This is a genomic window from Kitasatospora sp. NPDC029312 (assembly GCF_055569215.1).
In genome coordinates this window covers 19,523-45,800 of the sequence record NZ_JBVHXY010000029.1, presented here as the reverse complement: position 1 = coordinate 45,800, position 26,278 = coordinate 19,523, and the positions used below count along the sequence as shown (strand labels likewise).

Here is a 26,278-nt window from a genome sequence, read left to right as displayed (position 1 = left end):
GTGCGGACGTGTCCGCACGGACCCCTTTTCGGGACGTTAGATCAGGCCGGTCAGCCGACCGCCTCGACGCTCTCACCGGGCGGGCGTCCGCTCACCCGTTCGGACTCAAGGGCGGTCTGGAGGATCACCACCGCGGCGGCCTGGTCGACCACCGAGCGGCCCTTCTTGGCCTTGACCCCCGAGGCGCGCAGCCCGTGGGTCGCGGTGACGGTCGACATCCGCTCGTCCACCAGCCGGACCGGCACCGGGTAGAGCCGGTTGGCCAGCCGGAGGGCGTACGCGCGGACCTTCTCCGCCGCCGGGCCCTCCTTGCCGCTGAGCGAGCGCGGCAGCCCGACGACCACCTCGATCGCGTCGTACTCCTCGACGATCGCGGCGATCCGGGCCTGCGACTTCACCCCGGCCGGGACGGTCTCCACCGGCGTGGCGAGCACCCCGTCGGGGTCGCAGGACGCGACCCCGATCCGGGCGTCCCCGACATCGACGGCGATCCGCCGCCCCCGCCGGAAGGGCCTCTCCTCCTGCTCCATCAGCTGGCGCGCTCCGCGACCAGGCCGCGCACCGCGGCGATGGCCTCGCCGACCGCGGCCGGGTTGGAGCCACCGCCCTGGGCGACGTCGTCCTTGCCGCCACCGCCGCCGCCGAGGGTCTTGGCGGCGGTGCGAACCAGCTCGCCGGCCTTGATGCCACGGCCGCGGGCGTCCTCGTTGGTGGCGATCACGGTCAGCGGGCGGTCGTTCGCCACGGTGAAGGCGGCGACCACGGCCGGGCGCGAGCCCAGGCGACCGCGCACGTCCAGGACCAGCTTGCGCAACTCGTCCGCACCGACGCCGTCGGCGACCTGGGCGGCGACCACCGCGATGCCGTGCACGTCCTCGGCCGAGTCGGCCAGGCCCGCCGCGGCGGCCAGCACCTTCTCGGCGCGGAAGCGCTCGATCTCCTTCTCGGCGTCCTTGAGCTTGGCGAGCATGCCCGAGATCTTCTCCGGCAGCTCCTCCGGGCGGCCCTTGACCAGCTCGGTGAGCTGGGAGACCACGGTGTGCTCGCGGGCCAGGAACTTGTACGCGTCGACGCCGACCAGCGCCTCCACCCGGCGCACGCCCGAGCCGATCGAGGACTCGCCGAGCAGCTTCACCAGGCCCAGCTGGGCGGTGTTGCCGACGTGGGTGCCACCGCACAGCTCCTTGGAGAAGTCACCGATGGTGACGACCCGCACCTCGTCGCCGTACTTCTCGCCGAACATCGCGATGGCGCCGGCCTTGCGGGCCTGGTCCATCGTCATGACCTCGGCGGTGACGTCCAGCTCGCGGCCCAGCACGTCGTTGATCTTCTGCTCGACGTCCACCAGCACGCTGCCCGGAACGGCGGCGGGCGAGCCGAAGTCGAAGCGGAAGCGGCCCGGGGCGTTCTCGGAGCCGGCCTGGGCGGCCGTCGGGCCGAGCGCGTCGCGCAGCGCCTGGTGGGTCAGGTGGGTGGCCGAGTGGGCGCGGGCGATCGCCCGGCGGCGCTCGATGTCGATCGTGGCGTACGCCGAGGCGCCCAGCACGACCTCGCCGAACAGCACCCCGCCGGAGTGCACGACGACGCCCGGGACGGGCTGCTGCACGTCGCGGATCTCCACCACCGCGCCGGACTCCAGCCGGATCCGGCCGTGGTCGGCGAGCTGGCCGCCGCCCTCGGCGTAGAACGGGGTGCGGTCGAGGATGATCTCGACCTCGTCCCCCTCGGAGGCGGCGGGCGAGGGCACGCCGTCGACGAGCAGGCCGACCACGGTGGCCTCGCCCTCGGTGAGGGTGTAGCCGGTGAAGACGCTGGCGCCGGACGTGTCGGCGACCTCGCGGTACGCGGCGACATCGGCGTGGCCCATCTTCTTGGCCTTGGCGTCCGCCTTGGCCCGGTCCCGCTGCTCCTGCATCAGACGGCGGAAGCCGGCCTCGTCCACCTGGAGGCCCTGCTCCTCGGCCATCTCCAGGGTGAGGTCGATCGGGAAGCCGTAGGTGTCGTGCAGCTTGAACGCCTGCTCGCCGGAGAGCACCGCGCCGCCGGACTGTCGGGTCTCGGTGACCGCGGCGTCCAGCAGATTGGTGCCGGCCTTCAGCGTCTGCAGGAAGGCGGCCTCCTCGCCGGTGACGACCGTCTCGATGCGCTTGCGGTCGGCCTCCAGCTCCGGGTACTGCGGGGCCATCGCCTTGATGGCGATGTCGATGAGCTCCTTGGCCACCGGCTCGGTCGCGCCCAGCAGGCGCATGTTGCGGATGGCGCGGCGAAGGATCCGGCGCAGCACGTAGCCGCGGCCCTCGTTGCCCGGGGTGACGCCGTCGCCGACCAGCATCAGCGCGGTGCGGATGTGGTCGGTGACCACGCGCAGCGAGACGTCCGACTTGTGGTCGGCGCCGTAGGCGTGGCCGGTGAGCTCGGCGGCGCGGTCGAGGATCATCCGGCTGGTGTCGATCTCGAAGAGGTTGTCGACGCCCTGCAGGATGGCGGCCAGGCGCTCCAGGCCGAGGCCGGTGTCGATGTTCTTGCTCGGCAGGTCGCCGAGGATCTCGAACCCGTCCTTGCCGTCGCCGTGGCCGCGCTCGTACTGCATGAAGACCAGGTTCCAGATCTCCAGGTAGCGCTCGCCGTTGACCGCCGGGCCGCCCTCCTCGCCGTACGCGGGGCCGCGGTCGTAGTTGATCTCCGAGCACGGGCCGCACGGGCCGGGGACGCCCATCGACCAGAAGTTGTCCTTCATGCCGAGGCGCTGGATCCGCTCGGAGGGGACGCCGATGACGTCACGCCAGATCTGCTCGGCCTCGTCGTCGTCCTTGTAGACGGTGATCCAGAGCTTCTCCTTCTCCAGGCCGTAGCCGCCGTCCGCGACGGAACTGGTGAGCAGCTCCCACGCGAACTTGATGGCGCCTTCCTTGAAGTAGTCGCCGAAGGAGAAGTTGCCGCACATCTGGAAGAAGGAGCCGTGCCGGGTGGTCTTCCCGACCTCCTCGATGTCCAGGGTGCGCACGCACTTCTGGACGCTGGTGGCACGCGAGAACTGCGGCTTGACCTCGCCCAGGAAGTAGGGCTTGAACGGCACCATGCCGGCGTTGACGAGCAGCAGGGTGGGGTCGTCGGCGACCAGGGACGCCGACGGAACGACGGTGTGGCCGCGCTCCTCGAAGAAGCGCAGCCAGCGGCGGCGGATCTCAGCCGACTCCATTAGTGGTCCTTCCGGTTCGGGGTGCCGCCCCGCGACGGCAGCGCGCGGCGGGGCGTTTCTTCAATGGCCTGAGGTGCGGTGCGGCCGCCACCGTGGGACAGCGCGCGGGACGGAGGCAGGGCGGCGGCCGGGCTGCCGGGCGCCGCCGAGATAGCTCGGTACTGCGGCTCGCCGCGCAGCACCCGGGTGGTCCGGGGCTCGACGACGGCGGTGCCGCGCAGTCCGAGGTCGTCCTTCAGCTGCTCCTCGCGCTCGGCCATGCCGGCCCGCACGTCCTGGGCGAACTGCTTGGCGAGGTCACCCAGGTGCAGCGCTCCGCGCGCGGCGGTGCCGGAGAGGCTGTCGGGGGTGAGCCGGTGCACGGCCTCGTTGGCCTTGCGCATGGCCCAGACGGTGGCGCCGGCGCCGACCGCCATCCAGAAGATGCGTGCCATGTCGTCAGCCCTTCACCGCGCGCCGGACCCTGGAGAGCAGGCCGTACCTGGGCGCGGTCGCGGCGCGCACCTCGGCCCGGATCAGCCGGGCGAGCTCGTCGCGCTCGGCGGCCTGCACCGGCACGTTCGGCAGGCCGCCCTGCTGCTTGGCGACGGCCTTGCGGACGCCGTAGCTGAAGGCCGCGACCTTGACCAGCGGTCCGCCCAGCGTGGCGGCCACGGTGGAGGAGAGCGCGTTGGCGTTGGCGGCGGCGTCCTGCACGTTGGCGGTGATCTCGTCCACCCGCTCCAGCTGCTCGTTGGCGCTGCGCACCGCGGCGCCCGCCTCGGTCAGCAGCGGCACGGCCTGCTCGGTGACCGCGGAGACCAGGACGGTGGCCTCCTTCAGCACCCGCGAGAGGCGGACCAGGACCACGGCGAGCAGGGTGACCAGGACCGCCCAGAACACGGCGACGAGCAACCCGGCCAGCTCTCCCACGGACACTTCTGCGCGCTCCCTCGCCTCGCCGTTCTCCTCAGGGTCTGACCCTATCGCGCCCGCACCCCGTTTCCGGACCGGGTTATCGCCCGTGACCTCGCCCGGGTGTGCGATGCGCGCGCGTAACCTACCGGCCGGTCACCTCGTTCTGCCAGGCGGGCCGTCGCCCGTACGGCCCGACACACGTCCGGACCGCGGTGGTCCGGGCCCGGAACGACGGGGAGCAGCGCGTGGCCGGCGACTGGACAGCACAGCCCGAGGCGTGGCCGCGCGAGCCGGGGCCCGGCCTGCTCCCGGCCGAGGTGACCGGCTTCGTCGGGCGGCAGCGGGAACTGGCCGAGCTGGCGGCCCTGCTCGCCGGCGCCCGGCTGGTGACCGTGACCGGACCCGGCGGGGTGGGGAAGAGCCGGCTCGCGGTGCGCGCCGCGGCCCGGGCCGCCGGCGCCTTCCCGGACGGCACCTGGCTGGTGGACGTCGCCCCCGTGCAGGACCCGCTGCTGCTCGGCCACGCCGTGCTGGAGGCGCTGCGGCTGACCGACGGCACCGCCCGCCCGCCGCTGGACGTCCTCGGTGAGCGGCTGGCCGGGCGCCGTCTGCTGCTGGTGCTGGACGGCTGCGAGCACCTGGTGGAGGCCTGCGCCGAGCTGGCCGACGCACTGCTGCGGATGCTGCCCGGACTGCGGGTGCTGGCCACCAGCCGCTCCGCGCTGCGGGCCTCGGGCGAGCACCTGCTGACCCTGGCCCCGCTGCCGGTCGGCCCGCTGCCGACCGGACCGACGGGCGCACTGCCGGACGCGGTGCGGCTGTTCGTCGACCGCGCCCGGGCGGTGCTGCCGTCCTTCGCGGTGACCGAGGCCAACGCGGAGGCGGTGGGCCTGCTCTGCCGCCGTCTGGACGGCATCCCGCTGGCTGTGGAGCTGGCCGCCGGGCGGCTGCGGGCGTTGTCGGTGGAGCAGATCACGGCGCGGCTGGACGACCGCTTCCGGCTGCTCACCGGGGGCTGCCGCACGGCCCTGCCCAGACACCAGACGCTGCGCACCACGATCGGCTGGAGCCACGAGCTGTGCACGGTGCAGGAACGTTTACTCTGGGCCCGCCTGTCGGTCTTCGCCGGCGGTTTCGACCTGGAGGCCGCCGAGTACGTCTGCGCCGGCGACGGCATCGAACCCGAGGACGTGCTCGACCTGCTCGACGAACTCGTCGCCAAGTCCGTCGTGCTGCGCGAGGACAGCGCCTTCGGCGTCCGATTCCGCCTGCTGGACACCCTGCGCGAGTACGGCGGCCACTGGCTGCGCGCGACCGGCGAGGAACAGCGGCTGCTGCGCCGCCACCGGGACTGGTACCTGGGCGTCGCCACCTGGGGCGAGGTCGAGTGGTTCGGTCCGCGTCAGGCGGAGACCGCCGAGCGCACCGAGCTCGCCCACACCAATCTGCGCGCCGCGCTGGAGTTCTGCCTCGCCGAGCCCGGCGAGGAGCAGATCGCCCTGCTGCTGGCCGGCACCCTGTGGTTCTACTGGGTCGGCTGCGGCCACCTCGGCGAGGGCAGGCACTGGCTGGACCGCGCGCTCGCGCTGGACCGCGAACCCACCGAGGCCCGCGCCAAGGCCCTCTGGGTCACCGGCTACATGGCCACCCTGCAGGGCGACCTCGGCGCCGCCCGCCCGGCGCTGGAGGAGTGCCGCCGCCAGGCCCTGGACACCGGCGACGCCCGGGCCCTCGCCTACGCCGTCCACCGCCAGGGCTGCGCCGCCCTGATCGGCGACGACCCGGAGCGCGCCGCCGAGCTGTTCGACGAGGCGCTCTGGCACTACCGGACGATCGGCGAGCTCAACAGCAACGTCGTGATGGCCATGATCGAGCTGGGCCTGGCCCACCTGTTCCAGGGCGACCTCGACAGCGGCGAACTCTGGTTCGGCCAGGCCCGAGAGGTCTGCGAGGAGCACGGCGAGCAGTGGGCGTACGCCTACGTGCTCTACGCGACGGCGTACTCCCACTACCTGGACGGCGCGGTCCAGGCCGCCCGCGCCCTGGCCCGGGAGTGCGTCCGGCTGAACCACGTCTTCCACGACCTGCTCGGCATCGTCCTGGGGATCGACCTGCTGGCGCTGCTGGAGACCGAGCCGGACGGCCCGGGCGAGCCCGGCGACCTGCGCGAGGCCCGGGTGCTGCAGGGCGCCGCGCACCGGATCTGGCGCGCCGTCGGCAATCCCTTCCTGGGCTCGCGCTCCTTCTTCGGCACCCACCAGGAGTGCGCCGAGCGGGCCCGCGCCGGGCTGACGGAGCGGGAGTACGAGGACTGCTACCGGGCCGGCACCCGGCTGGACCTGGACGCCGCCGTCTCCCGGGCACTCGGCGACGGCGGCCCGCCGGGCGGGTGCGAGCCACACTCCGGGCCGTTCTCGGTGCCGCCCGCACCGGCGCCCGCGCCGGTGCGGAATAGTTGAAACTTGTCCATTGCTTGAGGAGGCAAGGAACCACCCGGAGGAGCACCATGGCCGTCCACGACGAGTACCGCCTCGCGAACTTCCACTTCGAGTCCAAGGCGTACGCCGACGCCGCCCGCCTGCTGGAGGGCGTGCTGGCCGAGGAGCCGGCCAACCTCTCCGTCCGGCTGCTGCTGGCCCGCAGCTACTACCACTCCGCCCAGCTCGGCCGCGCCGAGGCCGAGCTGCGCCGGATCCTCGACCTCGACCCGGCCGAGGACTACGCCCGGCTGATGCTCGGCCGCACCCTGGAGCGCCAGGGCCGCGCCGAGCAGGCCCGCCCGCACCTGCGGCTGGCCGCCGCAATGACCGGCGAGGCCGTCTGACACCGCACAGCGCCTCGTCCGGCACAGCGGGACGGGAGAACGGCGAGCCCCCGCCGCCTCGGAAGGCGACGGGGGCTCGCTGTGGTCTCGCGGACTGCGGAACCGAGCGCGGGTCAGCGCGAGTAGTACTCGACGACCAGCTGCTCGTCACAGATCACCGGGACCTCCTTGCGCTGCGGCGCACGGTCCAGGCGGAAGGCCAGGGCCTTCAGGTTGACCTCGAGGTACTTCGGGGTCTGGCCCTCACCCGCGTAGCCACCCTCACGGGCGACCTGGAAGGGGACCTTCTCCTTGCTGCGCTCGCGGACGGTGACCACGTAGCCCGGCTTCATCTGGAACGACGGCTTGTTGACCTTGCCGCCGTTGACCTCGATGTGGCCGTGGACGACCATCTGACGGGCCTGGTAGATGGTGCGGGCGATGCCCGAACGCAGCACCAGCGAGTCCAGACGGGTCTCCAGCTCGGCGACGAGCGCCTCACCGGTCTTGCCCTCGGCCTTCTTCGCGCGGTCGAACGCACGCGACAGCTGCTTCTCGCTCAGGTCGTACTGGGCGCGAAGACGCTGCTTCTCGAGCAGACGGACCTTGTAGTCCGAGTTCTGCTTGCGGCCACGGCCGTGCTGGCCGGGCGGGTACGGGCGGGCCTCGAAGTACTTGACGGACTTCGGGGTCAGCGGCACGCCGAGGGCACGCGCGATCTTGACCTTGGGACGCTTCTGGTTCGCCATGAACCAAACCTTCCTTGCTTATGAATACGGCTTTCACCAGGTGTTGACGGAGGTCGCATGTCGCGACCCGGAGAAAACCCGCCCGCCTGCGCGAGGGATCAGCCGCTCTCCGGAGCCGGGCACGGAAGTGCTGGTCACACGAAGGGCCCGGAAACCGGGCCGTCCGCGACACCGAAACGGTGCGCGACGCTCCTGTTGCGGGCCTCCCGGAGGAGGCCTACGGCCGGTGCCCCGCTGGTGCGGCCGGTCGGTGGGGTCACCCCCGCCGCCGTCCCGGGACATGGCACTCCGACCGAGTATACCGGTGGCTCACCCGCCGTTCTCCCCGGGCTCCTCCGCCTTCCGCTCCGCCCGGCGCTCGCCCCGCAGTCGGCCGCGCGTCCACTCCACGGTGTCCGCGTACCGCACCTCTCCGCCGCGCCGGTTCGGCCGGTAGTACTCCTTGCCGTGCACCGCGTCCGGCGCGTACTGCTGGGCCGCGATGCCCTCCGGCAGGTCGTGCGGGTACTGGTAGCCCTTGCCGTGGCCGAGCTTGCCCGCACCGCCGTAGTGGGAGTCCCGCAGGTGCGGCGGCACCGCGCCCGCCAGGCCCTGCCGCACGTCCGCCAGCGCCGCGTCGATCGCCAGGTACGCCGAGTTGGACTTCGGCGCCAGCGCCAGCGCGATCGCCGCCTGGGACAGGATGATCCGGGCCTCCGGGAAGCCGATCAAGGCCACCGCCTGGGCCGCCGCCACCGCCGTCTGCAGCGCCGTCGGGTCCGCCAGACCGACGTCCTCGCTGGCCGAGATCATCAGCCGCCGGGCGATGAACCGCGGGTCCTCCCCCGCCTCGATCATCCGGGCCAGGTAGTGCAGGGTGGCGTCCACGTCGCTGCCGCGGATCGACTTGATCAACGCGCTCGCGACGTCGTAGTGCTGGTCACCGTCCTTGTCGTAGCGCACCGCCGCCTGGTTGACGGCGGTCTCGGTGGTGGCCAGCGTGATGCCGGCCTCGCCCTTCTCCAGCGCCGCCCCGGCCGCCGCCTCCAGCGTGGTCAGCGCCCGCCGGGCGTCCCCGCCGGCCAGCCGCACCAGGTGGTCCTCGGCCTCGGCGGTCAGCTCCACTGCACCGCCCAGGCCGCGGTCGTCGACCACCGCGCGGCGCAGCAGCGCCCGGATGTCGTCGTCGGTGAGCGACTCCAGGGTGAGCAGCAGCGAGCGGGACAGCAGCGGGGAGATCACCGAGAAGTAGGGGTTCTCGGTGGTCGCCGCGATCAGCGTGACCCAGCGGTTCTCCACGGCCGGCAGCAGCGAGTCCTGCTGGGCCTTGGAGAAGCGGTGGATCTCGTCCAGGAAGAGCACCGTCTCCCGGCCGGACATGCCGACGGCCCGCCGGGCGCCGTCGATCACCGCCCGGACCTCCTTGACCCCGGCGGTGATCGCGGACAGTTCGACGAAGCGGCCCTCCACGGCCTGGCTGATCACGTGCGCGAGGGTGGTCTTGCCGGTGCCGGGCGGCCCCCAGAGGATCACCGAGCTGGTGGCCGCCGGTCCGCGCGAGCCCGCGACCAGCCGCCGCAGCGGGGAGCCGGGCTTCAGCAGCTGACGCTGCCCGGCCACCTCGTCCAGGGTGCGCGGGCGCATCCGTACGGCCAGAGGTGCCCGGCCGGGCTCCTTTCTCTGGCGTTCCTCGGCTGCGGCGGTGAAGAGGTCCGGTTCGTCCACACCGGAAGCCTATGCGAGGCCGCCGACACCCCTCGGCGGGAAGCCCTCCTGTCTGTCAGTCCTGCGGCGGGCCGTCCAGCAGCACGACGTCGAACTCCTCCAGCGACCACACGGTGGATCCGGCCGAGGCGGTCGCCTGCGCCCGGGCGTCGGCCATCGGGCCGCGCGAGTGCGCGAAGCTCGCCTGGTCGGCGAAGATCGCGCCCACCGAGATGCGGCCGCTCGGCCGGTCGGCCAGCAGCGCGCCGGTGACGAAGCCGTCCAGCTTCTCCAGGGTCGGCAGCGCGCGGTCCCGGAAGACCTCGGCCAGCCGGTCCACCTTGTCCGGGTCGATCCGGCCGCGCACCAGGCGGAAGCCGGCGCCCGGGCCGGCCGTGCCGGGCGGGGCCGTCACCACGGCCTCCCAGACGCCGGTGTCCACGGTGCCGGCCAGCGGCGCCAGCAGCTCGCGGCGACGCTCACCCAGCGCCGCGTCGCTGTCCCGCTCGGCCTGGGCGGACTCCCACCAGGAGCCCATGGTGATCTTGCCGAGGGACCGGTCGACGAACAGCCCGTAGCCGCGGTACCCGGGCCGGTCGGCCAGCAGTGCGGGGGCCTCGGCACGGAGCCGGTCGAGGGTCTGCTCGATCCGGTCGGGGTGACCGGTGGCGTAGACGGTACGGACGAACATGAGCGCGCCTCCTGTGGACGCCCGGGCGCCACGCGGGGCCGTCTTCTCGGTAGCAGCGCCCGGCGGGCCCCGTCTACTCCAGTCTGGCAGCGTGGTCCGGAACGTACTTCTGCAGATCGCGCGGGGGCCGCCGGTAGCCGCGCGAGTCCGGGCGGGGCGGCAGCTCGATCCGGGGCGGAGTGATCTCGTGGTACGGCACGGTGGAGAGCAGGTGGGCGATCATGTTGATCCGGGCCCGGCGCTTGTCGTCGCTCTCCACCACGTGCCAGGGCGAGACCGTGGTGTCGGTGTGGACGAACATCTCGTCCTTGGCCCGCGAGTAGTCCTCCCAGTGGTTGATCGACTCGACGTCCATCGGGGAGAGCTTCCAGCGCCTCATCGGGTCCTGCAGCCGGTCCCGGAACCGCCGCTCCTGCTCGGTGTCGCTGACCGAGAACCAGTACTTGCGCAGCAGGATGCCCGCCTCGATCAGCATCTGCTCGAACACCGGGCACTGGTGGAGGAACTGCCGGTACTCCTCGTCGGTGCAGAAGCCCATCACCCGCTCGACCCCGGCCCGGTTGTACCAGCTCCGGTCGAACAGCACGATCTCCCCGGCCGCCGGCAGGTGTTCGACGTACCGCTGGAAGTACCACTGGGTCCGCTGCCGCTCGGTCGGGGTGGGAAGCGCCGCGACCCTGGCGATGCGCGGGTTCAGGTACTCCGTCACCCGCTTGATGGCACCGCCCTTGCCGGCCGCGTCCCGCCCTTCGAAGACCACCACCACGCGGGCCCCCTCGACCCGCACCCACTCCTGGAGCTTCACCAGCTCCTGCTGCAGCCGCAGCAGCTCCCGCTCGTACGGCTTCCTCGCCAGTCGCTCCGGCTTCCCGGCCCGCTTCCCGGTGGTCACCCTCGGGTCCTCCGTCCGACTGCTGCCGATGACCCTTCACCGTAGGCGCAGAACGGCGGCCCCGCAGGTCGGCCGAAGCCGCGGGGGCCGGGAGGGGTGCGGTCAGACCGCGACGAACGGCTCCGGATAGCGGCAGAGCCCGCGCGGACCGCCGTCGTACGCCGCGAGCGGCAGCGCCTGGAAGTACGCCTCCGGCACCTCGAACGGGCCGCTGACCTCGTGCCGCCCGGCCGGGGCGAAGCCGAACCGGCCGTAGTAGTCCGGGTCGCCGAGGACGACCACCAGCTTCTCCCCCGCTTCCTCGGCCGCCGACAGCGCGGCCCGGACGACGAGTTCCCCGACGCCCTTGCGCTGCCACTCGGGCGCCACCGCGACCGGGGCGAGCGCCACCGCGTCGCCGTCCCCGACCCACAGCCGGGTCAGCAGCGCGTGCCCGATCACCAGCCCGGTCCCGTCGACCGCGACCCACGAGAGCCCGGGCAGCCAGGCGGGATCGCGGCGCAGCGCGTCCACCAGGTCCGCCTCGTCCGGCCCGGGGAACGCGGCCATGTGGACGCGTCTGGTCGCCGGGGCGTCCTCCGGACGTTCGATTCTCGTGGTGACGTTCGTGACCTGCATGAGTCAACCCTCCCTGAGTCACACACCGTTGTGGACCGGCCCCGGACAGTGGGTGGACCGTCCGGGGCCGTTGAAGGTTAGCGGATGACGCGGTGTCAGCCCTCGGGCGTCACCTGCGACTTGGCGTCCTAGGCGTCCTTCGCGTCCTTGACGTCCTTCGCGTCCTCGCGGACCTTCGGCTGGGCGTCCACGCCGGCCTCGCGGCGCTGCGCCGGGGTGATCGGGGTCGGGGCGCCGGTCAGCGGGTCACCACCGGTGGACGTCTTCGGGAAGGCGATGACGTCGCGGATGGTGTCGTAACCGCCCAGCAGGGTCACGATGCGGTCGAGGCCGAAGGCGACCCCACCGTGCGGCGGCGGGCCGTAGTTGAAGGCGTCCAGCAGGAAGCCGAACTGCGAGGCGGCCTCCTCCTCGGAGAGGCCGATCGCGTCGAACGCCCGCTTCTGGACGTCCCGCTGGTGGATACGGATCGAACCGCCGCCCAGCTCCGAGCCGTTGAGGACGAGGTCGTAGGCGTTCGACAGGGCCGAGCCGGGGTCGGTGTCGAAGGTGTCCAGCGACTCCCGGGTCGGGGCGGTGAACGGGTGGTGCACCGCGTGCCAGCCCTGGAACTGGCCCTTGTCGTCCTCGATCGGCTCGAACATCGGGAAGTCGACGACCCAGAGGAAGGCCCACTTGGACTCGTCGATCAGCCCGCAGCGGCGGCCGATCTCCAGGCGGGCGGCGCCGAGCAGCTCCTGCGAGGCCCGCTCCTTGCCGGCCGCGAAGAAGACCGCGTCGCCGTTCTTGGCGCCGGCGGCGGCGGCCAGGCCGGCCAGGTGCTCCTCGGAGAGGTTCTTGGCGACGGGGCCGCGCAGCTCGCCGGTCTCGGCGTCGATCAGCACGTACGCCAGGCCCTTGGCGCCGCGCGCCTTGGCCCAGTCCTGCCAGGCGTCCAGCTGCTTGCGCGGCTGGGAGGCGCCGCCCGGCATGACCACGGCGCCGACGTACGGGGCCTGGAAGACGCGGAACTCGGTGCCCTTGAAGTACTCGGTGAGGTCGGTGAGTTCCTGGCCGAAGCGGACGTCCGGCTTGTCGGAGCCGTACCGGGCCATGGCGTCCGCGTAGGTCATCCGCGGCAGCGGGTTGGGGATCTCGTAGCCGTGCACCTCGCGCCAGACGGCACCGATGATCTTCTCGCCGAGGGCCAGGATGTCCTCCTGGTCGACGAAGGAGGCCTCGATGTCCAGCTGGGTGAACTCCGGCTGGCGGTCGGCGCGGAAGTCCTCGTCGCGGAAGCAACGGGCGATCTGGTAGTAGCGCTCCATGCCGGCCACCATCAGCAGCTGCTTGAACAGCTGGGGCGACTGCGGCAGCGCGTACCAGTGGCCGGGCTGCAGGCGGACCGGGACGAGGAAGTCGCGGGCGCCCTCGGGAGTGGAGCGGGTGAGGTACGGCGTCTCGATGTCGAGGAAGTCGTTCTCCTCCATCACCCGGCGGATGATGTTGTTGACCTTGGAGCGCAGCCGCAGGCCCTTGGCCGGGCCCTCACGGCGCAGGTCCAGGTAGCGGTAGCGCAGCCGGACCTCCTCGTTGACCGTGCCCGGCTCGTACTCGGCGACCGGGAAGGGCAGCGGGGCGGCCTCGGAGAGCACCTCGATCTCGCTGACGACGACCTCGACGGCGCCGGTCGGGATCTCGGGGTTCTCGTTGCCCTCCGGGCGGACCCTCACGTCACCGACGACCTTGACGCAGTACTCGGCGCGCAGGCCGTGCACCGAGTCCAGGTCTCGGACCACGATCTGCACGGTGCCGGAGGCTTCGCGCAGGTCGATGAAGGCCACGCCGCCGTGGTCGCGGCGGCGGGCGACCCAGCCGGCCAGGGTGACGGTGGTGCCTGCGTGCTCCGGGCGGAGCGTGCCCGCGTCGTGCGTGCGGATCACAGCTGCTTCTCCTTCAGGGTGGTGACGAGTGCGTCGAGGGCGACGGGGATCTGCTCGCCGGTGCTCATGTCCTTGAGCTGGACGACGCCCTCGGCGAGGTCCCGGTCCCCGGCGATCAGGGCGAAGCGGGCGCCGGACCGGTCGGCGGACTTCATGGCGTTCTTGATGCTCTTCACGCCGAAGGCGAGGTCGGTGGCGACGCCGGCCCGGCGCAGCTCGATCACCTTGGCGAACAGGACGTTCTTGGCCTCCTCGCCGAGCGCGACGGCGTACACCGCGGTGGCGGCGGGCAGGTCGAGGGCCACGCCCTCGGCCTCCAGCGCCAGGTGGGTGCGGTCCACGCCGAGGGCCCAGCCGACGGACGGCAGCGCCGGGCCGCCGATCATCTCGGACAGGCCGTCGTAGCGGCCGCCGCCGCCGATCGCGGACTGGGCGCCGAGGCCGTTGTGCACGAACTCGAAGGTGGTGCGGGTGTAGTAGTCCAGCCCGCGCACGAGCTTGGGGTCGTCCACGAAGGCCACGCCGGCCGCGGTGAGCAGCTCGCGGACCTTCTCGTCGTACGCCTTGCAGTCCTCGCAGAGGAAGTCGCGCAGCATCGGCGCGCCGGTGAGCTGGGCCTGCACCGACTCGCGCTTGTCGTCCAGCACCCGCAGCGGATTGATCTCGGCGCGGCGGCGGGTGTCCTCGTCCAGGTCCAGGCCGGCCAGGAACTCGATCAGCGCGGCGCGGTAGACCGGGCGGCACTGCTTGTCACCGAGGCTGTTGAGCAGCAGCGAGTAGTTCCGCAGGCCGAGCGAGCGGAAGGCGTCGTCGGCCAGGATGATCAGCTCGGCGTCCAGCGCCGGGTCCTCGGCGCCGATCGCCTCGGCACCGACCTGGGAGAACTGGCGGTAGCGGCCCTTCTGGGCGCGCTCGTAGCGGTAGTACGAGCCGGAGTACCAGAGCTTGACCGGCAGGTTGCCCTGCTTGTGCAGGTTGGCCTGGAGCGCGGCGCGCAGCACCGAGGCGGTGCCCTCCGGGCGCAGCGCGAGCTCGTCGCCGCCCTTGGTGGTGAGGGTGTACATCTCCTTGGTGACGATGTCGGTGGACTCTCCGACACCGCGCGAGAACAGCTTCACGTCCTCGAAGACCGGGGTCTCGACGTAGCCGTAACCGGCCCGGCGGGCGGGCGCGGCGATGCGCTCGCGGATCGCCAGAAAGGTCGCGGAGCTGGGGGGCAGCAGGTCGTAGGTGCCCTTGGGGGCGGTGAAGGTGCTCAACTTCTCTTCCGTCACATTCCTCGTCGCGGGAAAGCCGGGGCGCCGGCCGCCCCTGCTGCCTGTCGGAGGTAGGGGTTGGTGGCGCGCTCGTGGCCGATGGTCGTCTGTCCGCCGTGGCCGGAGAGGACCACGGTGGAATCGTCGAGGGGCAGGCACACCCGGGCCAGCGAGCGCATGATCGCCGTGCTGTCCCCGCCCGGGAGGTCGGTACGCCCGATGGAGCCGGCGAACAGCAGGTCGCCCGAGAACAGCACCGGGGGGAGGTCCTCGGCACCGGGCGTCCGGAAGGTCACCGACCCCCCGGTATGGCCCGGGGCGTGGTCCACGGTGAGCTTCAGACCGGCCAGCTCCAGCACGCTGCCGTCGGTGAGCTCGCGCACGTCGTCGGGCTCGCCGACGGTGAGCTCGCCCATCAGCTGGGTACCGAGGGAGCGGCCGAGGGCCTTCGCCGGGTCGGACATCATGTACCGGTCCTCGGGGTGGATCCAGGCCGGGACGCCGCGGGCGCCACAGACCGGGACCACCGAGGCGACGTGGTCGATGTGGCCGTGGGTGAGCAGCACGGCGACGGGCTTGAGCCGGTGCTCGCGGACGAGCTCCTCGACGCCGCGGGCGGCCTGGTGGCCCGGGTCGACGATGACGCACTCCTCGCCCGCCGCCGGCGCGACCAGGTAGCAGTTGGTGCCCCAGGCTCCAGCGGGGAATCCGGCGATGAACACGCGCGTCCTTCGGGTGTGCGGCGACCAGCTGCGATGGCTACCAGTAGTGATGTGTAAGGGCAGCCTACCGGCGGGCCGGGTCCGGTTGCGAACCAGATTGCGGCGGCGGGGCGGGCCGCCTGACAGGTTCACCACGTCCTTACGGGCCCGGTCCCTACACTTGGCCGCCGATGGATGCGATGATCCGCTACGGAAACCATCCACTCTTCCCGCACATCATCAGGAGACACGGCCGGTGGTCAGCAGCGAACAGCGGCGGCGGCAGCTCGCCCGCGAGAAGTACGAGCGCCAGATGCAGCGCCGCGCCGAGGCGGCGGCCGCGCGCAAGCGCCGCAACACGATCCTGGGCACCTCGCTCGCCGTCGTGGTGCTGGCCGGCGGCGGCACGCTGTTCGCCACCGGCGCGTTCGACTCGGACAAGGACAAGGACACGGGCGCTTCGGCCGCCTCCACACCCCAGGCCGCGCCCACCCAGCCGACCACCCCGACCCGCAAGCCGGTCGAGGGCTGCACCGCCCCGGCGCCCGGTGCGCCCAACGGCAAGCAGTTCAAGGCCGAGCCGGCCATGACGATCGACGCGAGCGCGTCGTACACCATGGCGCTGGACACCAACTGCGGCAAGGTGACGGTCGCCCTGGACGCGGCCAAGGCCCCGCACACGGTGAACTCCTTCGCCTTCCTGGCCGGCGAGCAGTACTTCGACCACACCAAGTGCCACCGCCTCACCACGGACGGCATCTTCGTGCTCCAGTGCGGCGACCCGACGGCCAGCGCGACCGTCCCCGGCGGCACGGGCGGCCCCGGCTACAAGTTCGCGGACGAGAACCTGACCGGCGCCACCTACCCGGCGGGCACCGTGGCGATGGCCAACTCCGGCCCGGGCACCAACGGCAGCCAGTTCTTCCTGGTCTACAAGGACACCCAGCTCCCGCCGAACTACACCCCGTTCGGCAAGATCACCGGCGGTCTGGACGTGGTCCAGAAGATCGCCGCCGCGGGCACCCTGGACGGGTCCCCGGACGGCCGCCCGATGGCCGACGTCACCTTCAACTCGGTTGCCGTATCGAAGGGTTGACCGGCCCCGGGGCCACCGGCGGCGGGCGCCCGGAGCGCCGCCGCCCGGCCCCGGGCCGAAATCGCCCGGCCCGGATGCGGACAGCACCGGGCCTGGTCGCCTATGTTGGCGTTGTATAGGGTGCCCGGACCCGCCCAGCCGTCACCCGCGGCAGCAAGGCACGGCGGACGGGGACGGCGGACTCATCGGTCCGCCGCACATCAACTGTGGACGACGGACGCGCGCCGCCCCGGCGCGGGCGCGACGTCATGTGGAGGACGCGCTATGAGCAGCGACCCGTGGGGCCGTGTGGACGAGCAGGGCACGGTCTACGTCAGGACGGCCGACGGCGAACGCGTCGTGGGTTCCTGGCAGGCCGGCTCGCCCGAGGAGGCCCTCGCCTACTTCGAGCGCAAGTACCAGGGCATCGAGGTGGAGATCGGCCTGCTGGAGAAGCGGGTGCGCACCACCGACCTGGCCGCCAAGGACGCCCAGACCGCGCTGGAGCACCTCCGCGCGCAGGTGACCGAGGGGCACGCGGTGGGCGACCTGGACGCGCTGGCCAAGCGGCTGGACACGCTCGCCGGTGAGATCGAGAGCCGGCGCGAGGAGCGCAAGGCCGCTCGCGCCAAGGCCCAGGACGAGACCCGCTCCGCCAAGGAGGCCCTGGTCTCCGAGGCCGAGCAGCTCGCCGAGTCCACCCAGTGGCGGGAGGCCGGGGACCGGCTGCGCGCCCTGGTGGAGACCTGGAAGGGCCTGCCGCGGCTGGACCGCAAGAGCGACGACGAGCTGTGGCACCGCTTCTCGCACGCCCGCTCGGTCTTCTCCAAGCACCGCAAGGCGCACTTCGCCACCCTGGACGCCGAGCGTGAGCAGGCCCGTCAGACCAAGGAGGCGCTGGTCGTCGAGGCCGAGGCGCTGTCCTCGTCCACCGACTGGGGCACCACCGCCGCCGCCTACCGCGACCTGATGGCGCGCTGGAAGGCCGCCGGCCGGGCGCAGCGCGACGTCGAGGACGAGCTGTGGGCGCGGTTCCGCGGTGCCCAGGACGTCTTCTTCCAGGCCCGCTCCGCGGTGTTCAGCGAGCGGGACGCCGAGCAGGTGGCCAACCAGAAGCTCAAGGAGGCGCTGGCCGCCGAGGCCGAGGCGATCCTGCCGATCACCGACCTGAAGGCCGCCAAGGCCGCGCTGCGTGACGTCAACGAGCGCTGGGAGGCGATCGGGCACGTGCCGCGCGACGTCCGCCCGAAGCTGGACGGCCGGCTGAACGCGGTCGAGCGCGCGATCCGCGAGGCCGAGGAGGCCGAGTGGCAGCGCTCCAACCCGGAGGCCAAGGCCCGCGCGGCCGGCATGGTGGGCCTGTTCCAGGCGAAGGCCGACAAGCTCCAGGCCGACCTGGACAAGGCCCGCGCGGCCGGCAACAACTCCAGGGCGGCCAAGCTGGAGTCGGAGCTGGCGGGCGTGCAGACCCTGCTGGAGCAGGCGCACCGGAGCCAGGAGGAGTTCAGCGGCTGATCCCGTAGCCGTTGGATACGCCGAAGGGGCCCCGGGTCGAGCACCCGGGGCCCCTTCGGCGTATCCGCGTATCCGCGTATCCGCGTGTTCGCGTGTCCGCGTGTCCGTTGCTTCCGGGCGCTACTTCCGGGCGGAGGTGACGCGGTAGACGTCGTACACGCCCTCGACGCCGCGCACCGCCTTGAGCACGTGGCCCAGGTGCTTGGGGTCGCCCATCTCGAAGGTGAAGCGGCTCATCGCCACCCGGTCCCGGGAGGTCTGGACGGCCGCCGAGAGGATGTTGACGTGCTGGTCGGACAGCACCCGGGTGACGTCCGAGAGCAGCCGGGAGCGGTCCAGCGCCTCGACCTGGATGGCCACCAGGAAGACCGAGGACTGGGTGGCCGCCCACTCGACGTCGATCATGCGCTCGGGCTGCTGGCTCAGCGACTCGACGTTGACGCAGTCGGCGCGGTGCACCGAGACGCCGTTGCCGCGGGTGACGAAGCCGACGATCGGGTCGCCCGGCACCGGGGTGCAGCAGCGGGACAGCTTGACCCAGACGTCCTCGACGCCCTTGACGATCACGCCCGGGTCGCCCTTGGCCCGGCGGCGCGCCGCCCGGCGGGTGTCGTGGGTCGGGGTCGCGGTCTCGGCCAGGTCCTCGGTCGCGCCCTCCTCGCCGCCGAGCGCCTGGACCAGCTTCTGGACGATGTTCTGCGCGGCGACGTGGCCCTCGCCGATCGCGGCGTAGAGCGAGGAGATGTCGGGGTAGCGCATCTCGTGGGCCAGGGTGACCAGCGAGTCGCCGGTCAGGATCCGCTGGATCGGCAGGCCCTGCTTGCGCATCGCCCGGACGATCGCCTCCTTGCCGTGTTCGATCGCCTCCTCGCGGCGCTCCTTGGAGAACCAGGCGCGGATCTTGTTGCGGGCGCGCGGCGACTTGACGAAGCCCAGCCAGTCCCGGGAGGGGCCGGCGTTCTCCGCCTTGGAGGTGAACACCTCGACGGTGTCGCCGTTCTCCAGGGTCGATTCCAGCGGCACCAGCCGGCCGTTGACCCGGGCCCCTATGGTCCGGTAGCCGACCTCGGTGTGGACCGCGAAGGCGAAGTCGACCGGGGTCGCCCCGGCGGGCAGGGCTATCACGTCGCCCTTGGGGGTGAAGACGAAGACCTCGTTGCTGGCCAGGTCGAAGCGGAGCGACTCCAGGAACTCGCCAGGGTCGGCGGTCTCCTTCTGCCAGTCCAGCAGCTGCCGCAGCCAGGCCATCTCGTTGACGGCGCCGGCCTTGTCGTCCTTGCGGACCTGGGTCGGGGTGTCGGTGCGGACCTTGGACGCCCCGGCGACGGCGCGCTGCTTGTACTTCCAGTGCGCGGCGATGCCGTACTCGGCCCGCCGGTGCATGTCGAAGGTGCGGATCTGGAGTTCGACGGGCTTGCCGCCGGGACCGATCACCGTGGTGTGCAGCGACTGGTACATGTTGAACTTGGGCATCGCGATGTAGTCCTTGAACCGCCCCGGCACCGGGTTCCACCGCGCGTGGATGGTGCCCAGCGCCGCGTAGCAGTCGCGGACGGTGTCGACCAGGACCCGGATGCCCACCAGGTCGTAGATCTCGGCGAAGTCCCGGCCGCGGACGATCATCTTCTGGTAGACCGAGTAGTAGTGCTTCGGCCGGCCGGTGACGGAGGCGGTGATCCGGGCGCCGCGCAGGTCCGCCTGGACCTGGTCGATGACGGTCGCCAGGTACTCGTCCCGCTTGGGGGCGCGCTCGGCGACCAGCCGGACGATCTCGTCGTACATCTTGGGGTAGAGGATCGCGAAGGCGAGGTCCTCCAGCTCCCACTTGATGGTGTTCATGCCCAGCCGGTGCGCCAGCGGGGCGTAGATCTCCAGCGTCTCGCGGGCCTTCTTCTCCTGCTTCTCCCGCTTGAGGTAGCGCATCGTGCGCATGTTGTGCAGGCGGTCGGCCAGCTTGATCACGAGGACGCGCGGGTCCTTGGCCATCGCGACGACCATCTTGCGGACGGTCTCGGCCTGCGCGGCCTCGCCGAACTTGACCCGGTCCAGCTTGGTGACGCCGTCCACCAGCAGGGCCACCGAGTCGCCGAAGTCTTTGCGCAGGGTCTCCAGGCCGTAGTCGGTGTCCTCGACGGTGTCGTGCAGCAGCCCCGCCATCAGGGTCGGGGCGTCCATGCCGAGCTCGGCGAGGATGGTCGCGACGGCCAGCGGGTGGGTGATGTACGGGTCGCCGCTCTTGCGCTTCTGCCCGCGGTGCCACTTCTCGGCCACGGCGTAGGCGCGCTCGATGTCGCGCAGCAGCGCCGGGTCGGCCTTCGGGTCGTTCGCCCGGATCGAGCGGAACAGCGGTTCCAGGACGGGGTTGAGCACGCTGGAGCGCTGGCCGCCGAGGCGGGCCAGGCGGGCGCGCACGCCGCCGCCGGCTCCGGAGCCGCGGCTGAGCGGGGCGGTCTGGCGCGCGGAGGTCTGCGCCGGGCGTGCCGGGGTGGCCCCCGAGGGCGTGGGTCGGTCTTCGGGGGCGGCCGCTGCGGCCGTGGGCACAACCTCGTCGGGCAAGGACACTCCTCGGGGCACCGGGGCCGACCCCCGCCGGGCCCGTAGCGTCCGGGCGGGCACAACCGGGAGGGGATGAATCTTCATGGTACCGAGCCGGGCGGCCCGGTGTTCATCCGGCCGGGTCCGGAAACGGAAGGACGGCGGTCGGATGATCCGACCGCCGTCCTCTGAGCCTGTCCCTCGGACTGTGCTGGGCCCGTTCCCCGGGACCGTGCCCAACCCGTGTCTCAGACCGTGACCAGCGTCTCCAGCGGGGCGCCGTTCAGGTGCCCCGCCAGCCGCTCGCGGCCGTCCAGGAAGCCCAGCTCCATCAGCACCACGACGCCCGCCAGCTCGGCGCCCGCCTCCTTCACCAGGTCCAGCGAGGCGCCGATGGTGCCGCCGGTGGCCAGCACGTCGTCCACCACCAGCACCTTCTCACCGGGCGCGAAGGCGTCGCACTGCACCTCCAGCGTCGCCGAGCCGTACTCCAGCTCGTACGAGCGCCGGAACACCTCGCCGGGCAGCTTGCCCTGCTTGCGGATCGGCACGAAGCCCAGCCCGGCCGCGAAGGCCGCCGGCGCCGCCAGCACGAAGCCGCGCGCCTCCAGGCCCACCACCTTGGTCGCCCCGAGCTCCTTCGCCCGGTCGGCCAGCGCCCTGGTCAGCGCGCCGAACGCCTCGGCGTCGGCGAGCAGCGGCGCGATGTCCTTGAACAGCACGCCCGGCTTCGGGTAGTCCGGGACGTCCCGGATCCGGCTGTTCAACAGCTCGGCCAGGGTGGTGTCGGCGGTGGTCACGGTTCTTCCTTAGGGTCTGGTCGGGATCAGCGCTTGGTGGACGGACGGCCCTTGGCCCGCGCGGCACCGGCCGCCCGACCGCGCTGACCGACCATACCCGCGGGCTGGTCCCCGTCCGCACCCTCGTCCGACGGCCCCGCGTCGCCGGCCTCGGCCTCGGCCTTGGCGGCGGCCGCGGCCCGGTGCTGCAGGACCCGCTTGCGCAGGGCCTTCATCTGCGGCTGCTCCTCCTTGAGCTGCGCGAGCAGCGGGGTGGCGACGCAGATCGAGGAGTAGGCACCGGCCGCGAGGCCGATGAACAGCGCGAGCGAGATGTCGTTCAGGGTGCCGGCACCCAGGATGCCGCCGCCGATGAACAGCAGCGCGGCGACCGGGAGGAGCGCCACCACGGTGGTGTTGAGCGAACGCACCAGGGTCTGGTTGAGGCCCGCGTTGGCCGCCTCGCTGTAGGTGAGCTTGTTCTGCTTGGTGAGGTTCTTGGTGTTCTCCTTCACGGTGTCGAAGACGACGACCGTGTCGTAGAGCGAGTACCCGAGGATGGTGAGGAACCCGATCACCGTACCGGGGGTGACCTCGAAGCCCACCAGGGCGTACACACCGATGGTGATCAGCAGGTCGTGGATCAGGGCGACCAGGGCGGCCACCGCCATCCGCCACTCGAAGGCGATCGCCAGGTAGGCCGTCACCAGGATCATGAAGATGATCAGGCCGGTGAGGGCCTTCTGCGAGATCTGCTTGCCCCAGCTGGGGCCGATGACCTGGGCCTCGACGGTGTCCAGCGGCACGCCGATCTTCTCGGCGAGCTGCGAGCGGACCTCGTCGGCGCTCTTGGTCTCCTCGGTGCTGACCTGGATGCGGATCTTGCCGTTGTCGGTCGACTGCACCAGCGGGTGCGAGGAGACGACCTGGTCGGCCTTCTCCTGCGCCTGCGAGAGGGTCAGGCCCGGCTTGGCCACGGTGTAGACCGAGCCGCCCTTGAACTCGATGCCCAGGTGCAGGCCCATGGCCAGGCCGATCGCCGCGATCAGCACGATCGCACCGGAGATCGAGTACCAGAGCTTGCGGCGCCCGACGAAGTCGAAGCTGACCTCGCCCTGGTAGAGCCGGTGGCCCAGATTGGAGAAGCGCGACACGGTGTCAGGCCTCCTTCACGGCGGCAGAGGAGGAGCTACGGCGACGGCTGCTGCGCAGCGGCGGGCGGGCGCCCAGCCGCTTCGGGTCCAGGCCCGACCACGGGTGGCCCTCGGCGAAGAACTTCCGCCGGGCCAGCAGGGTGATCAGGGGCTTGGTGAAGAGGAAGATCACCACGACGTCGAGCGCGGTGGTCAGCCCCAGGGTGAAGGCGAAGCCCTGGACCTTGCCGACCGAGACGACGTAGAGCACGGCGGCACAGAGGAAGGACACGAAGTCCGAGACCAGGATGGTGCGCCGGGCGCGCGGCCAGGCCCGCTGGACCGCCGCGCGCAGCGGGGCGCCCTCGCGGACCTCGTCGCGGATGCGCTCGAAGTACACGATGAAGGAGTCCGCGGTGATGCCGATCGCGACGATCGCACCGCAGACCGCGGGCAGGTTCAGCGCGAAGCCGATCCCGCCGCCGAGCAGGCTCATGATCGAGTAGGTCAGGATCGCCGAGACGATCAGACCGGCGATCGAGACCAGGCCGAGGCCGCGGTAGTAGACCAGCGAGTAGGCGACCACCAGCAGCATGCCGATCGCGCCGGCGACCAGGCCCGCCTTGAGCTGGTCGCTGCCCAGCGCCGGGGAGACGGTGGTGATGTCGCTCTGGGTGAACTCCAGCGGCAGGGCGCCGTAGCTCAGCACGTTGGAGAGGTCCTGCGCCTCGGCCTGGCTGAAGCGGCCGGTGATGACCGCGCTGCCGCCCGGGATCGCGCCGTTGACCTGCGGGTGCGAGACGACCTGGTTGTCCAGCACGATGGCGAACTGGTTGGTCGGCGGGGTCTGGGTGGCCAGCTGGCCGGTGACCTTGGCGAAGGCGTCGGTGCCGGTGCCGTTGAACTGCAGCTGGACCTGCCAGCCGGCCCCGGTCTGGGTGTCCAGGCTGGGCTGGGCCTTGGAGACGTCCGAGCCCTTCACGGCGACGGGGCCGAGCGCCAGCTTCTCGTAGTAGCCGTTCTCAGCCTTCTGGGAGCAGGCCACCATGGCCTCGTCCTCGGCGCCGGTCTGGGCGGTGCGCATCTCGGGCTTGGAGCAGTCCAGCGCGGCGAAGGCGGCGGACAGCTCCGGCGGGACGGTGCCCTGGGTCATCGCGGCGCTCAGGTCGGCGGCGCTCGGCGGGGTGGCCTGGGCGCTCGGGGAGCCGGCGGCGGACGGGGCGGTGCTCGCGCCGGTGGCGGCGGCCGACGGGCTGGCGGCCTCGGCGGCCAGCGCCTCACCGACGGCGCGGCCCTGCTTGGTGGCGCTCGGGGAGGCCGTCGGGGCGTGGCCGGCGGAGGAGCTCGCGCCGGCCGTGGCCGACGGGGTGGCGCCGCCCGACGGCGCGGCGCCCGGAGTGCCGGTGGCGCCGGCGGACGGGGTGCCGGTGGGCGCGGGCGGGGTGACGCCGCTGGGCGCCACGGCCAGGACCGGACGGAAGTACAGCTTCGCGGTGGTACCGACCTGGTCCGCCGCGTTCTGCCGGTCGCCGCCCTTGGGGATGTTCACGATGACCGTGCTGTCGCCCTGGGTCTGGACCTCCGCCTCGGAGACACCCATACCGTTGACACGGCGCTCGATGATCCCGACGGCGATGTCCATGTTGGACTTGCTGACCGCCTTGGGATCGGTCGACTTCGCGGTCAGCGTGATGCTGGTGCCACCGGCGAGGTCGATTCCGAGCCGGGGCTTGGAGTTGCCCGTCCCGAACATGAGGGCGACCAGTCCGACGGTGACGACCAGGATGAGGGCCAGCGCCCGTCCTGGGTAGCCGTCGCGCGGGCGCGACTTGGGTGTTGCCACCTTGCTCGTTTCTCCCTGTCCATGCCACCTCCCCGACCGGACCCCCGTCCGGCTCGTGGCGGGACGGGGGCATGGCGGATCTGCGGCCCTGAGGTCCTGTGGGCTCGCGGCACTGCGCCGCGCGGCCTGGCGGGTTGCCCGGCCGTACTACTTGCTCGCGGGAGCCCCGCCCTCGGCATCGCCCTTCTCGGCGCCGTCCTTGGTGAGCGACAGCGGCTTGTCCTCGGCCGGCGCGGCGTCCGCGTCCGCGTCCGCGTCCTCGGGCTCGGGCAGTTCGTCATCGGCGGGGCGGCCGTTGATGATCGCGTCGTACTCCTGGGGGTCCAGGACGGCCGCGACGGCACTCTTGGTGAAGTGGGCGACCACGCCGGGAGCGATCTCCAGCTCGACGGTCTCGTCGTTGACCGCCTTCACCTGGGCGTACAGGCCGCCGATGGTGCGCACCCCGGCCCCGGGCTCCAGCGCCGTCTGCATCTGCTGCATCTGCGACTGGCGCTTCTTCTGCGATCGGAACATGAGCACGATCGCGATGACGGGGAGGAGAAGGATGATGAGGTTCACTGCAGCCAGGGTCCTTTACGGGCCGCCGACCGGCGGCCTGTGTGGTATGGGTCGGCCCGTCAGGTGAGAGGGGCGGTCCGGCGGAGTCTAGGCGACCCCGAAGTGATCGGACAACGCCAAGCATCGCATCCTGCCGCCGAAAGTGGCGAGCCTGCGCCTGCACGGTTTCCCCGACTTTCTCCCGCGGGTCCTCCCCGCCGTGCGGCGGGCCCCGGCGCGGAAGCCGGTGGGCACCTCTCACCCGTTCGGCCCCGGGCCGGTCAACTTCCGTCCGCGGGGAACAGCTCCGGGTGGGCCGTCGGACCTCCCCGAGTGGTCTGCACCGGCGGGTTCCGTACCGGCGGAGTGAGGCCGAGGTGCTGCCAGGCGGCGGCGGTGGCGATCCGGCCGCGCGGGGTGCGGGCGAGCAGTCCCTCGCGGACCAGGAAGGGCTCGGCCACCTCCTCGACCGTCTCCGCCTCCTCCCCCACGGCGACCGCGAGTGTCGACAGGCCCACCGGACCGCCGCCGAACAGCCGCAGCAGCGCGTCCAGGACGGCGCGGTCGAGCCGGTCCAGTCCGCGGGCGTCGACCTCATAGACGGCCAGTGCCCGGGCCGCGATCCCGGCGGTGACCACGCCGTCGTGCCGGACCTGGGCGTAGTCGCGGACCCGGCGCAGCAGCCGGTTGGCGATGCGCGGGGTGCCGCGCGAGCGCCCGGCGATCTCGGCGGCGCCGGCCGCGTCTATCTCGACGTCCAGCAGGGCGGCCGAGCGGTGCACCACCCGTTCCAGCTCGCTCGGGGCGTAGAACTCCATGTGTCCGGTGAAGCCGAAGCGGTCGCGCAGCGGCGGCGGCAGCAGGCCTGCCCGGGTGGTGGCGCCGACCAGGGTGAAGGGCGGCAGCTCCAGCGGGATGGCGGTGGCGCCCGGGCCCTTGCCGACGATCACGTCGACCCGGAAGTCCTCCATCGCCATGTAGAGCATCTCCTCGGCCGGCCGGGACATCCGGTGGATCTCGTCGAGGAAGAGCACCTCGCCCTCGGTGAGCGAGGAGAGGATCGCCGCGAGGTCCCCCGCGTGCTGGATGGCCGGGCCGGAGGTGATCCGGATCGGGGCGCCCAGCTCGGCGGCGATGATCATGGACAGGGTGGTCTTGCCGAGCCCGGGCGGCCCGCTCAGCAGGACGTGGTCGGGCGCGCTGCCGCGCTTGCGGGCGGCCTGGAGCACCAGGGACAGCTGCTCTCGCACCCGCTCCTGGCCGATGAACTCCTCCAGCAGCTTGGGGCGCAGCGCCGCCTCCACCGCCTGGTCCTCGCCGTCGGCGGCCGCCGTCACCAGCCGGTCCGCAGGTTCCGGGTCGTACATCCTCGCGGGCTCCAAAGTGTCCGGTGTCGACGAACAGACAGGTCGTCAGGGGGTCGTCGGGGTCGTCAGGGGGCGTCGAA

The 26,278-nt window shown here is 72.2% G+C and carries 22 protein-coding genes; 4 read left to right on the top strand and 18 right to left on the bottom strand.

All coding sequences use genetic code 11. The features are described 5' to 3' along the window. Positions 1-50: 50 nt before the first annotated feature. Genes ruvX through ACZ4WV_RS23140 form a run of 4 tightly spaced genes read right to left on the bottom strand, consistent with a single transcriptional unit; the run spans position 51 to position 4,117 of the window. Positions 51-530, bottom strand: coding sequence for a Holliday junction resolvase RuvX (gene ruvX, locus ACZ4WV_RS23155; RefSeq protein WP_350736831.1), 480 nt, complete (start codon positions 528-530; stop codon positions 51-53). Then, entirely contained in the window at positions 530-3,199 is a 2,670-nt protein-coding gene (gene alaS, locus ACZ4WV_RS23150; protein WP_465749636.1) for an alanine--tRNA ligase, read from the bottom strand. Before alaS ends, ruvX begins: the two co-directional genes overlap by 1 nt. After that, a complete protein-coding gene (locus ACZ4WV_RS23145) occupies positions 3,199-3,633 on the bottom strand; it encodes a DUF6167 family protein (RefSeq protein WP_465749634.1) in 435 nt (144 codons plus the stop codon). The genes alaS and ACZ4WV_RS23145 overlap by 1 nt, the downstream gene beginning before the upstream one ends. A gap of 4 nt (positions 3,634-3,637) precedes the next feature. Continuing rightward, entirely contained in the window at positions 3,638-4,117 is a 480-nt protein-coding gene (locus ACZ4WV_RS23140; protein WP_465749632.1) for a DUF948 domain-containing protein, read from the bottom strand. 224 nt (positions 4,118-4,341) lie between these two features. On the opposite strand from ACZ4WV_RS23140, the gene ACZ4WV_RS23135 reads away from it, so the two are divergent. Both ACZ4WV_RS23135 and ACZ4WV_RS23130 read left to right on the top strand, forming a co-directional pair. Further along, positions 4,342-6,555: an ATP-binding protein gene (locus ACZ4WV_RS23135; RefSeq protein ID WP_465749630.1), complete on the top strand. Its 2,214-nt coding sequence runs from the start codon at positions 4,342-4,344 to the stop codon at positions 6,553-6,555. A 47-nt stretch (positions 6,556-6,602) separates the two neighbouring features. Next, the gene (locus ACZ4WV_RS23130) at positions 6,603-6,920 is read left to right on the top strand and encodes a tetratricopeptide repeat protein (RefSeq protein ID WP_465749628.1); all 318 of its coding nucleotides are present in this window, start codon (positions 6,603-6,605) and stop codon (positions 6,918-6,920) included. 113 nt (positions 6,921-7,033) lie between these two features. Here ACZ4WV_RS23130 and rpsD read toward each other — a convergent pair whose 3' ends face one another. The 8 genes from rpsD to ACZ4WV_RS23090 all read right to left on the bottom strand — a co-directional run bounded on the left by rpsD (position 7,034) and on the right by ACZ4WV_RS23090 (position 15,432). After that, the gene (rpsD, locus tag ACZ4WV_RS23125) at positions 7,034-7,648 is read right to left on the bottom strand and encodes a 30S ribosomal protein S4 (protein ID WP_270148363.1); all 615 of its coding nucleotides are present in this window, start codon (positions 7,646-7,648) and stop codon (positions 7,034-7,036) included. A 309-nt stretch (positions 7,649-7,957) separates the two neighbouring features. After that, the gene (locus ACZ4WV_RS23120) at positions 7,958-9,352 is read right to left on the bottom strand and encodes a replication-associated recombination protein A (protein WP_465749626.1); all 1,395 of its coding nucleotides are present in this window, start codon (positions 9,350-9,352) and stop codon (positions 7,958-7,960) included. A 55-nt stretch (positions 9,353-9,407) separates the two neighbouring features. Beyond that, the gene (locus ACZ4WV_RS23115; protein ID WP_465749624.1) at positions 9,408-10,022 is read right to left on the bottom strand and encodes an antibiotic biosynthesis monooxygenase; all 615 of its coding nucleotides are present in this window, start codon (positions 10,020-10,022) and stop codon (positions 9,408-9,410) included. A gap of 73 nt (positions 10,023-10,095) precedes the next feature. Further along, the gene (gene ppk2 / locus ACZ4WV_RS23110) at positions 10,096-10,914 is read right to left on the bottom strand and encodes a polyphosphate kinase 2 (RefSeq protein ID WP_465749622.1); all 819 of its coding nucleotides are present in this window, start codon (positions 10,912-10,914) and stop codon (positions 10,096-10,098) included. A 102-nt stretch (positions 10,915-11,016) separates the two neighbouring features. Next, positions 11,017-11,532, bottom strand: coding sequence for a GNAT family N-acetyltransferase (locus ACZ4WV_RS23105; protein WP_465749620.1), 516 nt, complete (start codon positions 11,530-11,532; stop codon positions 11,017-11,019). A gap of 128 nt (positions 11,533-11,660) precedes the next feature. Beyond that, positions 11,661-13,454, bottom strand: coding sequence for an aspartate--tRNA ligase (gene aspS / locus ACZ4WV_RS23100; RefSeq protein WP_465749618.1), 1,794 nt, complete (start codon positions 13,452-13,454; stop codon positions 11,661-11,663). Beyond that, positions 13,451-14,713 carry a histidine--tRNA ligase gene (hisS, locus tag ACZ4WV_RS23095; RefSeq protein WP_465749616.1) on the bottom strand — a complete coding sequence of 421 codons (1,263 nt, stop codon included), beginning with the start codon at positions 14,711-14,713 and terminating at the stop codon, positions 13,451-13,453. The genes aspS and hisS overlap by 4 nt, the downstream gene beginning before the upstream one ends. An 11-nt stretch (positions 14,714-14,724) precedes the next feature. Next, the gene (locus ACZ4WV_RS23090) at positions 14,725-15,432 is read right to left on the bottom strand and encodes an MBL fold metallo-hydrolase (protein WP_465749614.1); all 708 of its coding nucleotides are present in this window, start codon (positions 15,430-15,432) and stop codon (positions 14,725-14,727) included. Between the two features lie 235 nt (positions 15,433-15,667). Here ACZ4WV_RS23090 and ACZ4WV_RS23085 point away from each other — a divergent pair, with 235 nt between their 5' ends. Both ACZ4WV_RS23085 and ACZ4WV_RS23080 read left to right on the top strand, forming a co-directional pair. Next, positions 15,668-16,507: a peptidylprolyl isomerase gene (locus ACZ4WV_RS23085; RefSeq protein WP_465749612.1), complete on the top strand. Its 840-nt coding sequence runs from the start codon at positions 15,668-15,670 to the stop codon at positions 16,505-16,507. 264 nt (positions 16,508-16,771) lie between these two features. Further along, positions 16,772-18,001, top strand: coding sequence for a DUF349 domain-containing protein (locus tag ACZ4WV_RS23080; protein ID WP_465749610.1), 1,230 nt, complete (start codon positions 16,772-16,774; stop codon positions 17,999-18,001). A gap of 120 nt (positions 18,002-18,121) precedes the next feature. Here ACZ4WV_RS23080 and ACZ4WV_RS23075 read toward each other — a convergent pair whose 3' ends face one another. From ACZ4WV_RS23075 to ruvB, 6 genes are all read right to left on the bottom strand, one after another. Then, complete coding sequence (locus ACZ4WV_RS23075; RefSeq protein ID WP_465749609.1) at positions 18,122-20,641, bottom strand: RelA/SpoT family protein; 2,520 nt, start codon at positions 20,639-20,641, stop codon at positions 18,122-18,124. 143 nt (positions 20,642-20,784) lie between these two features. Further along, complete coding sequence (locus tag ACZ4WV_RS23070) at positions 20,785-21,336, bottom strand: adenine phosphoribosyltransferase (protein WP_465749607.1); 552 nt, start codon at positions 21,334-21,336, stop codon at positions 20,785-20,787. 26 nt (positions 21,337-21,362) lie between these two features. Continuing rightward, positions 21,363-22,469 carry a protein translocase subunit SecF gene (secF, locus tag ACZ4WV_RS23065; protein WP_465749605.1) on the bottom strand — a complete coding sequence of 369 codons (1,107 nt, stop codon included), beginning with the start codon at positions 22,467-22,469 and terminating at the stop codon, positions 21,363-21,365. 4 nt (positions 22,470-22,473) lie between these two features. Next, positions 22,474-24,291 carry a protein translocase subunit SecD gene (gene secD, locus ACZ4WV_RS23060; protein WP_465749603.1) on the bottom strand — a complete coding sequence of 606 codons (1,818 nt, stop codon included), beginning with the start codon at positions 24,289-24,291 and terminating at the stop codon, positions 22,474-22,476. A 147-nt stretch (positions 24,292-24,438) separates the two neighbouring features. Then, the gene (yajC, locus tag ACZ4WV_RS23055) at positions 24,439-24,852 is read right to left on the bottom strand and encodes a preprotein translocase subunit YajC (protein ID WP_465749601.1); all 414 of its coding nucleotides are present in this window, start codon (positions 24,850-24,852) and stop codon (positions 24,439-24,441) included. A gap of 260 nt (positions 24,853-25,112) precedes the next feature. Next, a complete protein-coding gene (gene ruvB / locus ACZ4WV_RS23050) occupies positions 25,113-26,198 on the bottom strand; it encodes a Holliday junction branch migration DNA helicase RuvB (protein WP_465749599.1) in 1,086 nt (361 codons plus the stop codon). Positions 26,199-26,278 lie beyond the last annotated feature (80 nt).